Origin of the sequence: Streptomyces sp. NBC_01537, assembly GCF_045040445.1 — a bacterium.
In the GTDB taxonomy this organism is placed as follows: Bacteria; Actinomycetota; Actinomycetes; order Streptomycetales; family Streptomycetaceae; genus Actinacidiphila.
In genome coordinates, this window is record NZ_CP109392.1 from 3,222,625 (window position 1) to 3,237,398 (window position 14,774).

The 14,774-nt window shown below is 69.4% G+C and carries 10 protein-coding genes; 1 reads left to right on the plus strand and 9 read right to left on the minus strand.

Going from position 1 to position 14,774, the window contains the following annotated elements:
* Nucleotides 1-2: 2 nt before the first annotated feature.
* Both OG607_RS14615 and OG607_RS14620 read right to left on the minus strand, forming a co-directional pair.
* Nucleotides 3-1,166, minus strand: a complete 1,164-nt coding sequence (locus OG607_RS14615; protein ID WP_405723311.1) for a glycoside hydrolase family 26 protein — start codon at nucleotides 1,164-1,166, stop codon at nucleotides 3-5.
* Nucleotides 1,159-2,409 carry a glycosyltransferase family 2 protein gene (locus OG607_RS14620; protein ID WP_405723313.1) on the minus strand — a complete coding sequence of 417 codons (1,251 nt, stop codon included), beginning with the start codon at nucleotides 2,407-2,409 and terminating at the stop codon, nucleotides 1,159-1,161. The genes OG607_RS14615 and OG607_RS14620 overlap by 8 nt, the downstream gene beginning before the upstream one ends.
* A gap of 462 nt (nucleotides 2,410-2,871) precedes the next feature.
* Here OG607_RS14620 and OG607_RS14625 point away from each other — a divergent pair, with 462 nt between their 5' ends.
* Nucleotides 2,872-4,176 (plus strand): UDP-glucose dehydrogenase family protein, encoded by a 1,305-nt coding sequence (locus tag OG607_RS14625; RefSeq protein WP_405723315.1) that lies wholly within the window; start codon nucleotides 2,872-2,874, stop codon nucleotides 4,174-4,176.
* A 52-nt stretch (nucleotides 4,177-4,228) separates the two neighbouring features.
* On the opposite strand, the gene OG607_RS14630 is transcribed toward OG607_RS14625, so the two are convergent.
* From OG607_RS14630 to pstC, 7 genes are all read right to left on the minus strand, one after another.
* Nucleotides 4,229-5,071, minus strand: a complete 843-nt coding sequence (locus tag OG607_RS14630; protein WP_405723317.1) for a phosphate ABC transporter ATP-binding protein — start codon at nucleotides 5,069-5,071, stop codon at nucleotides 4,229-4,231.
* A 14-nt stretch (nucleotides 5,072-5,085) separates the two neighbouring features.
* The gene (locus OG607_RS14635; protein WP_405723319.1) at nucleotides 5,086-6,000 is read right to left on the minus strand and encodes a sortase; all 915 of its coding nucleotides are present in this window, start codon (nucleotides 5,998-6,000) and stop codon (nucleotides 5,086-5,088) included.
* A 72-nt stretch (nucleotides 6,001-6,072) separates the two neighbouring features.
* Nucleotides 6,073-8,079 carry an Ig-like domain repeat protein gene (locus OG607_RS14640; protein ID WP_405723321.1) on the minus strand — a complete coding sequence of 669 codons (2,007 nt, stop codon included), beginning with the start codon at nucleotides 8,077-8,079 and terminating at the stop codon, nucleotides 6,073-6,075.
* A gap of 113 nt (nucleotides 8,080-8,192) precedes the next feature.
* On the minus strand, nucleotides 8,193-10,772 hold the full coding sequence (locus OG607_RS14645; RefSeq protein ID WP_405723322.1) for a hypothetical protein: 2,580 nt from the start codon (nucleotides 10,770-10,772) through the stop codon (nucleotides 8,193-8,195).
* Nucleotides 10,769-12,412 (minus strand): phosphate ABC transporter substrate-binding protein PstS, encoded by a 1,644-nt coding sequence (pstS, locus tag OG607_RS14650; RefSeq protein ID WP_405723323.1) that lies wholly within the window; start codon nucleotides 12,410-12,412, stop codon nucleotides 10,769-10,771. Before pstS ends, OG607_RS14645 begins: the two co-directional genes overlap by 4 nt.
* Complete coding sequence (gene pstA, locus OG607_RS14655) at nucleotides 12,412-13,623, minus strand: phosphate ABC transporter permease PstA (RefSeq protein WP_405723325.1); 1,212 nt, start codon at nucleotides 13,621-13,623, stop codon at nucleotides 12,412-12,414. Before pstA ends, pstS begins: the two co-directional genes overlap by 1 nt.
* 1 nt (nucleotide 13,624) lies before the next feature.
* Nucleotides 13,625-14,575, minus strand: a complete 951-nt coding sequence (gene pstC / locus OG607_RS14660; protein ID WP_405723327.1) for a phosphate ABC transporter permease subunit PstC — start codon at nucleotides 14,573-14,575, stop codon at nucleotides 13,625-13,627.
* Between the last annotated feature and the right edge of the window lie 199 nt (nucleotides 14,576-14,774).

Consider the following 14,774-nt stretch of genomic DNA (forward strand, 5'->3'; position numbering starts at 1 on the left):
GGTCAATCCCTCGAGGTCGATGCGGTCGTGGACGTCGTGGCGCCTCCGGCCAGGTCGAGGCGCGCCAGGCCCCGGCGGAAGGCGGTGCGTGTGGTGGTGGTCTCGGTGAAGCGCCAGTCGGCGCCGCCGCCCTGGTCCTTGTCGCGTTCGAACCAGATGAAGCCGAGGACGTCGTCCTGCTGCTTCTTCCCCAGCCAGGTGAAGAAGTCGGTGATCCAGGCTGCCTTGGAGGTGCCGGGCTGGGCACCGGTCTCGGTGATCAGCACAGGATGGTCGGTGATCCGGCGCAGTTTCTTCAGCGTCGGGTCGAAGACGGCCGCGGCCGTCTTCTCGCGCACGGCGTAGCCGACCATCCCCACCCAGTCGGTGTAGTCGTCACCGGGGTACAGGGCGGACAGGCTCACGTGAGGCACGGGACGCAGGATGTTGGGGCTCCAGAGCCAGATGGCGTTGTCGGTCCCGGCCTGCTCGAAGAGGTCGTGGACATGCCGCCATGCCCTGACGTAGTCGCCCTTGTGGTTACCGCTGCGCGCCTCCGACCAGGGGTACCACTCGCCGTTCATCTCATGGGCGAAACGGATCACCACGGGCCACTTGTGCTTGGCGACCGCCTTCGCGAAGCGGGTGATGTACGCGTCGTACGTGCCTCCGGCGATCTTGGCGAGGGCGTACTTCGGCTGGTTGATGCCTTCGGAGCGGCCGGCCCAGGGCTGCCAGGAGATCACCGGGAGCATGCCCTGCCGGTAGGCCGAGTCGACGGTGTCGGGGTCGAAGTCCTCGTCGAAGTTGACGAAGTACTCGACCATGGTCGGGCGCTTGCCCGCGGCCTTCGCGACGGCTTCGGTCTTGCTGGCCGCCCAGGGCATCTGGACGCTGCTGACGCCGAAGTACTTCCCCTTGGGGTCGGCGAAGGACGTCGCGTCCGGGACGGTCGGCGTGGTGTCGGCCACCGGGGACTTGAGCCGGTCGACGATTCCGGCCTCGGCGGCGGCGACGCCCAGGCCCTGGTAGGCCGCCTGGTCGGGGGAGTTGACCAGGACGTACACAGCGTAGGTGAGCAGCGACAGTACGAGGACGTGGGCCGTCATCCACAGCCGCAGCCGGATGCCGGTGCCCCGGTTCCACCAACGCAGGCGCTTGGGGGGCGTGCTCGCGGCTCTAGACACTCATCATCACCGATCCGAACAGCAGGGCGGCGCCCAGCAGGTAGGGGACCACGACCAGCGGGCTGTGAGTACGCTCGCCCGCGAAACTGTCGGCCCGGGTGCCCCAGCTGGCGTTGTGGGCCATGCGGAAGAACCCGAGCAGCCGTACCGGCAGCAGCAGCAGAGTGTTGATGATCATGAACAACGGAAGGAAGACCATGTCCTTCGGCCGGTAGGCGAAGTGCCTGCCGAACCTGATGGCCATCGAGACCACGGACATCATGGCGGCGAGCCCCAGAATGAAGAGGAGCGCGTGCAGTCCGCCCTCGGGCAGCGGCAGCTGGTTGTAGATGCCGGGCTTGTCACGCCGCCAGGCGGCCACGGCCCAGGAGGCGAAGGTGCCGAGCAGGACGAACGGCACGAGGATGTCGGCGACGTAGAACAGCCAGAGCAGCCTGGCGTGCCGGAGCATCCACCAGAACATCCGCAGGGTGTTGTACTGCGAGCCGCGCGCCCATCGGTACTGCTGCTTGGCCAGTTTCTTCAGCTCCAGAGGAGCATCGGTGTAGACCAGGGAAGTGGACTGGTAGACGCTCTTGTAGCCGGCTTTGAGGGTGTAGTTGGTCAGCGTCCGGTCGTCGCTGACCTCCAGGAAGACGCCGAGGAACTTCTCGTTGAGGAAGTCCTCCATGCAGTCCTCGAGGATGCTCCGCCGGAAGGCGATGGTCCGGCCGGGGAGACAGCCCACGGTGCCGACGGCGCTCATGGCGGGCATCGAGTACTGGCACCGTACGCTTTCCAGCCAGTCCGCCCAGCGGGTGAGCACCGAGCGCCCGGGGTCGAGAATCCGCTGACGGGTCGTCACCCCGCCCACCTCGGGATCCCTGAAGGGCTTGATCAGTTCACTGAGGGTGTCCCGGGTCCAGATGGTGTCCGAGTCGACCAGCACGGCGATCTCACCGGTCGCCTGCTCCAGGCCGACTCGCAGCGCGTTGCGCTTGCCGGGGATCTCGGTCCAGATCCAGGCCACGCCCACGTCGGCGCAGATGGTCTCCAGCAGGGGATTGCGGCGCCCGTTGATGACGACGATGACCTGACTCGGCTGCTGGTCGGTAATTCGCTGGAGCACGGACCGGAAAAGGTCCTCGGGCTCGTCGACGACGGGAATGATGACGGAGGTGGTGGCCTGCCACGACCGCTTCCACGGCTTGTAACGGCGGGCCAGCAGAATTCGGAGAACCCACAGCGACCAGACCATGGTCATGAAAACGGCGAACGGATAGACAACCCCGTGGTTTCGCCATTCCCTCAGTTCGAGCAAGTACGCGAGCATGAATGTCCCTGGACCGACGAGTTGGAGATCCGGGGTCCGGAGCAGGTGGACGTCGCCGAGCGCGCGCAGTCCCTGCCCCCTCGCCCCCCGAGGGCTGGCGACTTCGACGCTGATCTCGCCAACTGGCCGAAAACTAGCAGCCGTTGCTGGGTGGCAAACATGCTTTTTACATGACAAGACCGGGCATACCGGTAGTTCGTGATTCAACGGAGATGTGAACGAGATGCAAAAGTTGTGCGGATTCACCGCCGCAATGACGTTCATGTGACGTTCACGTGAAGTGGGACAACTCGGTCGATTCGCCAACCCGGTTGAGATATGGTTCCGCTCTCCCCCACACGTCCCAACCGGTATGCGGCCCCGCTGGCGGCCCGTTTGCGGAAGGCCAAATCAGTGTCTGCCCGTGTCACAGTCATCGGCACCGGATATCTCGGTGCCACCCATGCCGCCTGCATGGCGGAAATAGGCCACGAGGTTCTCGGCCTCGATGTCGATCCGGACAAGATCGCCGCACTGCGATCGGGCCGGGTTCCCTTCTACGAACCCGGACTCGAGGAACTGCTCGCCAAACATGTCGCTTCCGGACGGCTGCGTTTCACAACCTCGTACGAAGAGGTCGCGGAATTCGGCGACATCCACTTCTCCTGTGTCGGCACACCTCAGGCGGCCGGCTCCAACGCGGCCGACCTGCGCTACGTCGACGCCGTCATCGAGAACCTGGCGCCCCTGCTGGCCGGCCGTCCCGCCCTCGTCGTCGGCAAGTCCACCGTCCCGGTCGGCACCGCCGAGCGGCTCGCCGGGCTGATGCCCGAGGGCACCGAACTCGCCTGGAACCCCGAGTTCCTGAGAGAGGGTTTCGCCGTCGAGGACACCTTGCGGCCTGACCGGCTGGTCTTCGGCGTACGGTCGGCGGAGGCCGAGGAGCGGCTGCGTGCGGTCTATGCCCCGGTGATCGAGGCCGGAACTCCCGTGGTCGTCACCGACTTCCCGACCGCCGAGCTGGTCAAGACCTCGGCCAACGCCTTCCTCGCCACCAAGATCTCGTTCATCAACGCCATGGCGGAGGTCTGCGAGGCCGCCGGCGCCGATGTCTCGATGCTCGCCCAGGCGCTGTCCCACGACACCCGCATCGGTGGCCGTTTCCTGCGGGCCGGCGTCGGCTTCGGCGGTGGCTGCCTGCCCAAGGACATCCGCGCCTTCATGGCCAGGGCCGGCGAGCTGGGCGTCGACCAGGCACTCACCTTCCTGCGGGAGGTGGACGCCATCAACATGCGCCGCCGTACGCGTGTCGTGGACCTGGCCCGCGAGGCCGTCGGCGGCAGCTTCCTGGGCCGCCGCATCGCCGTTCTGGGCGCCGCCTTCAAGCCCGACTCCGACGACATACGCGACTCGCCGGCGCTCAACGTCGCCGCCCAGATCCAGCTCATGGGCGGCAACACCTGCGTCTACGACCCCAAGGCCATGGACAACGCCCGCAAGTCCTTCCCCACCCTGGCCTACGCGGTCTCGGCCCAGGACGCCCTGCGCGGCGCCCACGTCGTCCTCCACCTCACCGAATGGCAGGAATTCCGCGACCTGGACCCCGTCGCTCTGCGGGCCACGGTGACCGAGCCATACGTCATCGACGGCCGCAACGCGCTCGACGCCGCGCGCTGGCGGGCCGCCGGGTGGACGTACCGCGGCCTGGGCCGCCCGTAGGAAACAGACGGGACGGGCGGGACGAGCGGCTCGGCCGCATCATGCGGCCGGGTCAGCCGAAGCGGCCTGCCACGTAGTCGGCGGTGCGGGTGTCCTGAGGGCTGCCGAAGATGTCGTCGGTGGGGCCGTGTTCGACGATGTGGCCGGGGGTGCCCTGTTCGGCGAGGAAGAAGGCGCACTGGCGGGAGACGCGGGCGGCCTGCTGCATGTTGTGGGTGACGATGACGACGGTGACCTGCCCGGCGAGTTCGAGGATGGTCTCCTCGACGCGGCGGGTGGAGGTCGGGTCGAGGGCGGAGCAGGGCTCGTCCATCAGGAGGATGCGGGGGCGCACCGCGAGGGAGCGGGCGATGCACAGGCGCTGCTGCTGGCCGCCGGACAGGGCGCCCCCGGGCTGGCGGAGGCGGTCGCGGACCTCCTTCCAGAGGCCGCCGCGGGTGAGGCATTCCTCGACGAGCTCGTCCTTCTCACGGCGGGAGGCGCGGATGCCGGTGAGCTTGAGGCCGGCCAGGACGTTGTCGTAGATCGACATGGCCGGGAAGGGGTTGGGCTTCTGGAAGACCATGCCGATCTGGCGGCGGGCGTCGGTGAGGCGACGGCCGGGGGCGTAGATGTCCTCGCCCTCGAAGAGGACCTCGCCGGAGAGGGCGGCGGCGGGGATCATCTCGTGCATGCGGTTGAGGATGCGCAGGAACGTCGACTTGCCGCAGCCGGAGGGGCCGATGAGGGCGGTCACCTCGCCGGCGGGCATGGTGAGGGAGACCCGCTCCAGGACCTTGTGGGTGCCGAACCAGGCGGAGACGGCGCGGGCTTCCAGGACGGCGGGGTTCGCTTGGGTTGCCCGCACCAGGGGGAGGACGGCGGTGTCGGTCACGTCGGTGGCTTCGGTTGTCATGGCGTTTCGTTCCTCTACAGCAGGTTCGGGAGCAGCTGGGTGACCTGGGACGCGACCTGGAGGCCCAGTACTGCCACGACGGGCGCGAAGACGATCCAGGTCTGGTGGCGGCCCCAGCGGTGCCAGGCCCAGACGGCTGCGATGGAGGCGAGGGCCAGGGCCTGGAGCCACATCACCAAGGGCCAGGGGATGCCGGTGCGGGCGGCGAGGGGCTGCTCGGCGTCGGGGAGGGTGCCGGCCTGGATGGTGGCGGCGGGCGTTTCGAAGGTGGCCGAGACCAGATCGGCGTCCACGCGCAGGATCCCGGAGGGGAGGAAGCGGGGGCCGGTCGCGGTGACCAGGACCAGGCGGCTCTTGCCGGCGGCCACGGTGGCGGGGGCCGGGTCGCCTGCGCGGCGGGTGTCCAGGACGCGGTACTTGGCCTTGCCCTGGCCGGTGGTGACGGTGAGCTCCGTACCGGGGGCGAGATCCGCCAGGTCAGCGAAGGGGGCTCCGTACGCTCCCGCGCGGCCCATGACCACGCTGGTGCCGGCCTGGCCGGGCATCGGGGTGTCGCGGCGGTGGCCGGGGCCGTCGGCGAGGACGGCGGAGTCGGTGCCCTCCAGGACGACCTGGTGGAGGTGAAGGGCCGGGATGGCGATGATCGCGACCGGCGTGCCCGGGCCGAGCAGGTGGCCCTCCTGGTCGGTCTGCGCGACCGGGGCCGTGCCGAGGGCCAGGTTGGCGCGCAGCTCGTCGAACGCGGCCTGCTGGGCGGCGCGTTGCTGGAGGTGGCTGACCAGGAGCAGCTGGGCGGTGATGCCCAGGAGCAGTGCGGCGAGGGTGAGCAGCGCGCCGCGCGCGAGGTGGCGTGCCGGGGGAACGGTCGGCAGGGGGATGGTCCTGGGCGGCGCCGCCACGGGGGCGGGTGCGGGTGCGGTGACCGTCATGGCGGCCCTCCTTACGTGTGTGAGGGCCGGGGAGGCCCGGCGATGGGGCCTCCCCGGCTGCTACGGCCTTGCTCAGGTGGACTTGATGACGAAGTTCGCGCCGTTCTTGGCGGCGACCGTCGACGAGCCCACGTAGTGCACGTGCAGGGTGTGCTTGCCCTTGCTGAGCTTGGGCAGCGTGACGGTGACCTTGCCGCCGCTCAGGGTGCCGGTCGCGATGACCTTGGTGCCCTGCATGATCTGGACCTTGCCGCCGGGAGTGGTGCCGGTGGCGGTGACCTTGACGGCCACCTTGGCCTTCTTGGTGTGGCTGATGGACGACGGCGCCGAGGTGGTGACGGCGGCCGAGGCCTTGGTGACGGTCAGGGAGACCTTGGTGGTGGAGCTGTAGAGCTTGCTCGTGCCCGCGAACGTCACCGTCAGGCTGTGCTTGGCCACCTTGAGGTGGTTGGACAGCGAGATGGTGACCTTGCCCGCGCTGCTCAGGGTGCCCGTGCCGAGGGTCGTGGTGCCCTCCTTGACGGTGACCTTGCCGGTCGGGGCGACCGAGTTGCTGCCCTTGACGGTGACGGCGACCTTGGGGGCCTTGCCGTACGCGGTCGTGGCGGCCGAGGCGGTGGTGGTGCTGCCGTACTTGACGGAGCCGGTCCAGGAGGTGGCGGTGCCCGCGCCGTTGAGGTTGTTGGCGGTCACCGAGGCGGTGTAGCTGCCCGGGGTGAGGCCCGTGAAGGTGTAGGAGGCGGTGGCGGCGGTCAGGTCCTTGTTGACCACGACGGCGCCGGTGGAGTCCAGGAGCTGGACCCGGTAGTCGGTGATCGGCAGGCCGGTGGTGGTGCCGGTCCAGCCGAGCTTGAGGCTCCCGCTGGCCGGGGTTGCCTTGACGAGCGGGGCGTTGGGCAGTCCGAGTGCGACGCCGGACTCCTCCAGGCCGCCGAGTTTGGCGTGCTTGGACAGGTTGATGGAGCCGTTGTAGGACTCGTTGACGAAGCCGAACTTGGCGATGACCGCCTCGGAGCTGTCCGAGGCCAGCGCCGCGGTGTGGTCGCCGCTGGTGACGAAGACGTCGTACAGGTTGTCGTCGTAGAAGATGCTGGTGGGATCGATCGCCCGGGTCGGCACGACGTTGTAGACGTCCCGGCCGAAGGTGGAGTTCGCGTAGTACGACTCGACCGGGGCCAGCTTGCCGTTGACCGTCACGATCGGGGAGGTGGTGCCCGTGTCGCCGGGGAGCTGGATGTTGGCGAGGTAGGCGCCGCCGGCCACAGCGGTGGAGCTGTAGTCGGGGGCGATGCCGTTGCTCTGGGCGATCCAGCTGGCGACCGAGAACGGTACGAGGGCGCCGTCGGCGGTGAGGGCCGCGTTGGCCTGGTTCTCCTGGACGGTGTCGACCGTCTTGACGGTGCTCTCGTCGAGGCCGATGGACGCCAGGAAGAACTTCCGGGTGCCGGAGCCCTTCTGCGGGAGGTAGGGGTGGATCGTCGTGCCGTTGATCTCGGTGATGTTGTCGGTGCCGTAGATGTCGTGCAGCTGGGCCACCGTCAGGTTCTGCAGGGCACTGCCGCGCACCGCCACGCCCACCGCGTCCCGGGCCATCGGGATGTAGGTGAAGGTGGTGAGTCCGGTGCCCACAACGCTCGGGCCGCCGGAGGAGCGGGCGAAGTCGACCTGGCCGGAGATGCTGACGCCGGCCGCGTTCGGGTAGAGGTCGCCGGTCAGCGCCTCGCTGAGCGCGATCCGGCCGTTGCCCGACCCGTTGGGGCGCAGGAACGACGGGCCGCCGCTGCGGGTGGTGATGTTGGACGGGGCGGTGCCGGTGGCGGGGTCGACCGCATCGTACGAGGCGATACCGGAGCCGTTGGCGGTCACCGCGGTGGCCGCGTAGCTCGTGCCGTTGACGGTGTCACCGGCCAGGGCGTTGAGCACGTCCTGGGTGGTGTCGGAGCCCACGCCGACCAGCTGGCGGAAGGTACCGGCAGGAGTCGGGTCGGCCTGTGCCGGACTGGCGATGACCAGACCGCCGACCACGACGGCGGCCGTGAGGGTCGCTGTCGCAAGGCGCGTAGAGCGGGTGGAGCGCATGGAGGTTCTCCTGCTCATGAACGGTCGAAACGGGTGTGTGTCAGGGATCTGGCAGGGTGGTACCAGCCGTCCGCCCCGACTGTCCTTCGGGGCGGGCGGCCGTCTGTGGGGCGTCAGCCGCTCCGGCGCAGGCGCGCCGGCAGCGTGACGCGGGGCAGGACGGTCAGCGACCGCCCGCCGGGGAGCGGGATCCGCAGCGGCAGCGGCACCCGGGGTCTGGCCCCGCCTGCGAAGGGCGCGCCCAGCGCTGCGGCCGCGCCGAGGGCGGCGCCCACGGGGACGGCGTAGCGCAGGGAGCTTGCGGGGTCGGCCGGGGTGGTGCCGTTCGCGGTGACCTGGACGGCCGTGCCGCCGTCGAAGGACGGGGAGCTGCTGGCGACGGGGCTCACGGCGGTGGAGGGGGCAGTTGCGGTGGTGCCGTCGCCCACGGTGCCGCTGCCCGTGTCGTCGCTGCCGGTCGTTTCGGCCGAGGTGCTGCCGTCCGAGGTGGCGGCGGATTTCCACTGGGCGATCGCGGTGGCCGCCGTCTTGGCCTGGGCGCGCAGGGCGGGCGACAGAGGAGCGTAGCCGGGCGGCAGTTCGCCGGGACCGGTGCCGGTGGTCTGGCCGGCGCCGGCGGCGTACGTCAGCAGGGTCGCGTAGTCCTTGCGGGCTGCGGCGGTGAGGGTGGAGGGACGCACCGCCGCGTAGACCAGCTGAGCCAGCGGGTAGGCGTTCTTGCCGGTGACGGTGGCCGGGTCGATCTCGCGGATCGTGTCACCGGTCGCGCTGGTGGCAGCGGCAAGAAGGCTCTTGGCGGTCGGGGCGACGAATGTGCCCTTCGCGTTGCGCAGCAGAGCGGTCTGCAGGCCGTAGCGGGCGGCGGAGGCGGCGTCGGTGATGGTCATGACGAAGCGCGAGCCGACGGTCTGCGGGCCGGGGCTCTTGTACGTGGGCGGGCTGGCGAAGGGATCCCAGCTCGACTTCCACAGCACATCCGCTCGACGGGTGTGCAGGGCGCCGGAGTGCAGATCCTCCACATAGGGGTGGAAGTCGATCATGCACTGCTTGTCGGTGGCGTCGCTGCCCGGCGGGATGGTGCACCAGGGGTCGCTCTTCGGGTAGTCGTCACGGGACGGGTCGAAGGCGATGCCGGACCGGTTCTGGTCGGCGTTGGTGCTGTAGTACGGGTTGACGGTCATGCCCCAGTCGTCGGGAATGCCCGCCAGGAAGCGCCGGGCCGCTCTGTCGGACTCGATCCACTTCCACACCGCGCGGGACGAGTCGCTGTGCCCCAGTGTGGTGATCAGATCGGTGTCGGTGGCAGGGGTCTCGGAGACCGAGAGGCTGGCGAACTCCGGGTTGTACTTGATGAATTCTGGGTCTGTGGCCAAGCCCGAGGGGTTGGTCTTCGCCCACCCGTAGCCCTTGGCCGCCTGGAGGGTGGAGGTGCCGTCCACGTACTTGGTCACCACCGATCCCCAGGTGGAGCTGCGGTACGACTCGGTGAGCAGCTTTGCGACCAGGCGTGGCGTGAGGTTGATGGACTGGATCTTGGAGCCGGTGAGTTTTCGCACGTCGTCCGAGGCATCGGACTTGGCCCTGCGTTCGATGGTGAATCCGATGACGGTGCCGGACAGGGCCGTTGGCGCGTACGTGACGTCCGTGGCGGATTCCACGGCTCTGGTGGTGTAGGTCAGGCCCGTGGAACCGCCGGTGGCCAGACGGTCGCGGGCGTCCGGCTCGTCGAGCTGGGTGTAGCCGTAGACCGTGCCGGTGGAGCACAGGGCGGCCTGCCAGCTGGTCATGGCATCGGCGGCCAGCTCGCTGCCGGTGGTGGCACGCTCGTCGGAGCCGAGCGCGCAGGTGGAGCCGACCTTGTTGAAGTTCAGCTTGACGGCGATGCGGTTGGCCCAGTTGGTGGACGAGACCGGGGAGCCGGCGTTGACCTGGGTGGTGTCCTCGTACGGCTTGCCGTTCAGGTCGAGATGGCCCTGCGGGACGATGACCAGCCAGCAGGACCGGGCGGCCGCGGTGGAGGCGCCGCAACCGAGGTGCGGCGCCTCGTATGCGGTCTGGACCTCGAAGAACTCGCTGCCGGTGCCGTCGGAACTGGTGCGGGCGAAGTCCACCTCGTTGGTGGTGTTGTAGCTGAACAGTTTGTTGTTCTGCGTGCTGCTGGTGATGACGGTGCCGTCGACGGACTTGAAGGGCACCTCGCCCTGTCCGCTCACGCCGCCCGCGCCGTAGCGGTTGTCCTGACCGTAGTTGGACGGGTCCGCCGAGTAGAAGACGGAACGGGTGTCGTCGTAGGCGTTACCCGGCCAACTGCTGCGGCTCGTCGTTGGTGACGCCCCGTACTGGCACTGGGTGCGCGGCGGACCGGGGTTCGAGGCGACCGTGTGGTCGTCGGCACCCCAGCACTGCATGATCTGGACGAAGTCGGTGTTGAACTGGGTGCCGGCGAAGCTGGTACCGGTGCCGCCGGTCCAGGAGACGGTGACGGCCTGGCTGGTCAGGTGCGCGGTCTGGCTGACCGTGAACTTCATGTCCTGGAACTCGCCGCGGCCGGAGACCGTGACCGCCGAGTTGTCGTTCGACGCCGCCGTGGCAGGCTGCGCGGCCTGGGCCGCGATACCGCCGAGGAGGGCGCCGATGGCGGCTCCGGCGGCGATGCGGCGCAGAGCCGGGAGAAGTCTCAGCGGGAATCTCAACGGGATCGCCTCGCGAGGAGTCGGGACACGAAGGAGGGCAGGAGTACGAGGGCGAGCACCGCGATCCCCGCCAGCAGCATCAGCGTCTGCGCCCCGCCCCAGCCGCTGCTCCCGGCCACGGTGACCGGCTGGGCGAGGGCGATCGTGCCGGTGGTCCCGGTGCCGGAGGTTCCGGTCCTGGTGCCGCCGCTGCCGGTGGAGCCGTCGGCGGCGATGGTCTGTCCGGTGTCGGGGTCGACGGATGGACCGGTGCCGCCGGTGCCGCCGGTGTCACCGCCGGTTCCGTCGTTCGTGCCGCCGGTGGTCGTACCGCCGGTCGAGCCGCCGCCGGAGCTGCTGCCGGCCTTGGCCCCGCCGCTGCCGGTGGTGCAGGGCGCGGCGCCCTTCTTGTCACAGGCCTTGGGGTAGGGCGCGGTCTCGGCGAGCTTGTTGCGGCCCGAAGCGCTGAAGGTGGGGTTGTTGCACTTCTTGATGTCGATGTTCTTGGCGACGACGCCCGGGATCCGGCGGATCTGCTCCAGGCCGGCCTTCACCAGGTTGATCGGCAGCGGGGAGTAGTGCAGCGTCTCCGCCTGCTGCTGGCCCTGGCACATGAAGTAGTAGGAGAAGGCGCCCAGGGTGCGGCCCTTGTCCTTGGTGAACGTGCCCTGCTCCTTGATCGGGAGGATCATGTAGGAGTAGCTGGACAGCGGGTAGTTGCGTGCGTCGGTGTCGTTGTAGACGCCGTTCAGCTGCTGGGTGAGGTAGTCGGCGGAGCTCTTGTTGGTGTTGATCTTCGCCTTGAGCAGCGACACCGCGACGTTCTGCGCGGTCGGCTCGGTGTAGTACCCGGCGTGGTTGAGCACCTTCGCCACCGGGAAGTGCGCGTTGACCGCGTACGAGTAGTTGACGTAGCCGATCGCGCCCTCGCCGTAGCCCTGCGCCACGTAGCCCGCCACGCCCAGGTCCCCGGACTGGGCGATCATCCCGGAAACGGTCGGGTAGTACGAGGTCTGGCCGCAGGCCGAGGCCCGGCCGACCTTGTTGCAGTACGCCTGCCAGAGCGACTTGTGCTGGTTGGCCATCCACATCGTGAACTGGGCCGTGGAACCGGAGCCGTCGGAACGGACGACCGGGATGATCTTGCGGTGCGGCAGCTTCAGGCCGGGGTTGTCGGCGGCGATCACCGGGTCGTCCCAGCTGGAGATCTTCCGCGTGAAGATCCTGGTGACCACGTCCCCGGACAGGCGCAGGTTGGTGACTTTCTTGCCGTTGATCGTGAGGTGGTACATGAAGACGGTGCCGCCGGCCACGATCGGCATGTACGCGTACGAACCCTTGGCGGGGTTCTCGGCCGCCGATCCGTCGGTCGGCTTGGTCTGGAAGGGGATGTCGGAGACCGCGAAGTCCACCGTCCCGTTGAGGAACTGGCGGCGGCCGTCGGAGCTGCCCTGCCCGTTGTAGCTGATCCGCATGCCGTACTGGTTCACATCACGCCGCCACTCGTCCACGGCGTTCTCGGCCCAGGTCGACCCGGCGCCCGCGATGGGCGTGTAGCCGGCGGCCGCGGCCGGTTGCACGGCGGGGGCGGACACGCCCATGAGCGCGGCGAGACCGAGCCCCACCAGCAACCGCCTGAGCCTGAGGAATTGGCTGCGCATCAGTCGTTCTCTCCGTCGAACAGGGGCAGTGCGGGAGCGTGCAGGTCGTCGAAGCGCTGTACGTCGCGGCGCGACGCACGGGCCGCCCGCCGCGCCTGGCCCTTGCTGCGGTGGCCGGCACCCCGGCCGCCGATGAGGCGGGCGACGGTGAACAGCACGAGCACCAGGGCCATCAGGACGGCGGCGGCGCCGAAGCCGCGCGCGATCATGGTGGGTTCGGGGGACTTGACGAAGGAGAAGACCGCGAGCGGCAGCGAGATCATCGGCCCTGCCGTCGGGTCGGCGTTCAGGGCGGCGGTGAAGCCCGCCGTGAGCAGCACGGGCGAGGTCTCGCCGATGCCGCGCGCCGTGCCGAGGATGACGGCGGTGGCCAGGCCCGAGCGGGCGGTCGGCAGGATGACGTGCCACACCGTCCGCCAGCGCGGCGCACCCAGCGCCTCGGCGGCCTCGGTGAGCGTGCCGGGGACCAGCCGCAGCACGACGTCCGAGGCGCGGATCACGATCGGCAGCATCATCACGCTGATCGCGAAGCCCGCCGCCAGCCCGGACTTCTGCAGGCCGAGGCCGAGGATCCAGGTGGCGTACACCATCAGGCCGGCCACGATCGAGGGCAGCGCGGTCATCGCCTCGACGATGGTGCGTACGAACCGGGAGAAGCCGCCCGGGACCTGGTTGAGGTACACCGCGCAGGCCAGGCCCAGCGGGACCGTGATGGCCAGCGCGATGGTGATCATGATGAGCGTGCCGAGCATGGCGTGCGCGATGCCGCCGTTGGACAGCGGGTCCAGCGGGCCGGCGGCCTGCATGTCCTGGGTGAAGAAGTTCAGGTGCGGCAGCGCCTCCCGGCCCCGCCACAGCGTGAACCCGACGACGAGGACGAGGCCGGAGAACAGCACCGTGGCCGCCGACCACAGCACCACGGTCATCACCTTGTCGCGGATCGCCGGGCCGTCCTCCTCCAGGCCGGTCAGCACCGCGTAGACGGCGAGGAAGGTGCCGTAGGCGACGACGGTGAAGCCGAACGCGCCCGACAGCGGGGCGAGTTGCCCGAACAGCAGGATCGCGATGCACAGCCCGGAGGCGGCGGCCCCGCACAGGGACAGCACGCCGGTACGGGTCAGGCCACCGATACGGCGCGGCTGGTCGGGCGCTTCGGGAATGACGGCCTCTTCGGCGACCGCGACCACCGGGGAGTCTTCTACGACGGTCATCTCATGCCTCGCTCTGTGCGCCGGACCGCGAGCGGGCCACGACCGACGACGCCGTGAAGTTGACCGCAAGGGTGAGCAGGAACAGCGCCAGGCCCGCCGCCATCAGCGCCGACATGCCGAAGTCGGAGGCATCGCCGTAGTGCAGGGCGATCAGGGAGGAGACCGAGTTCGCGCCGGTCTGCAGGATGTGCGGCTGGATCGTGAAGACCGGGCTGATGATCAGGTAGACCGCGATGGTCTCCCCCAGCGCCCGGCCCAGCCCCAGCATCGTCCCGCCGATCATCCCGCCCCGCCCGTACGGCAGTACGACGGACCGGATCACACCCCACCGGGTCGCCCCGAGCGCGTACGCCCCCTCCCGCTCGCCCACCGGGGCCTGCGCGAAGACCTCCCGCATCACCGAGCACTGGATGGGCGCGACCATCAGCGCGACCACGAGCCCGGCGACGAAGGTGGAGGCGGTGTAGACGCTGCTGGAGGCGAGCGGCTCGCCCGGCTGCGCCCCGTCCACGTGCAGGAACGGGATCCAGCCGAGCCACTGCGACAGCCAGCGCGACAGTCCGATCACATGTGTCTGGAGGAAGAACAGCCCCCACAGGCCGTAGACCACCGACGGCACCGCCGCCATCAGGTCGACCATCGCGACGAGTGTGCGGCGCAGGCCGCGCGGGGCGACGTCGGAGATGAACAGCGCCGTGCCGAGCGCGAGTGGGAACGAGACGGCCACCGCCACGAGGGCGATCAGCAGAGTCCCGGTGAGGACCGCCGCGATGCCGAAGTGGTGGACGTCCGGCTGCCATTGGGCGGTGGTGAGGAAGGAGAAGCCGGTGACCCTGAGCGCCGCCGTGGCCCTCAGCAGCAGGAAGATCCCGACCGCCGCCATGATGGCGAGCACGGTCACCCCGGCCGCCGTCAACTGCCACCGGAAGACCCGGTCGCCGAACCCGCGCACGGCGGTGGGACGGACCGGGTCCTCAGATCTCCAAGGCTCGGAATCCGCCTCTGCCGATGCCGATGCATCTGCGGATGACATGGTGCGTGGCCCTCCCCAACTTCGCGCTCGCTACGGGCGTAGCGCCGGGGAGATTCAATGGCCGGATCATGTCGGGATCGCCGTGCCTCGGTGTTTGCAGTGAGAACAATAAGTGTCC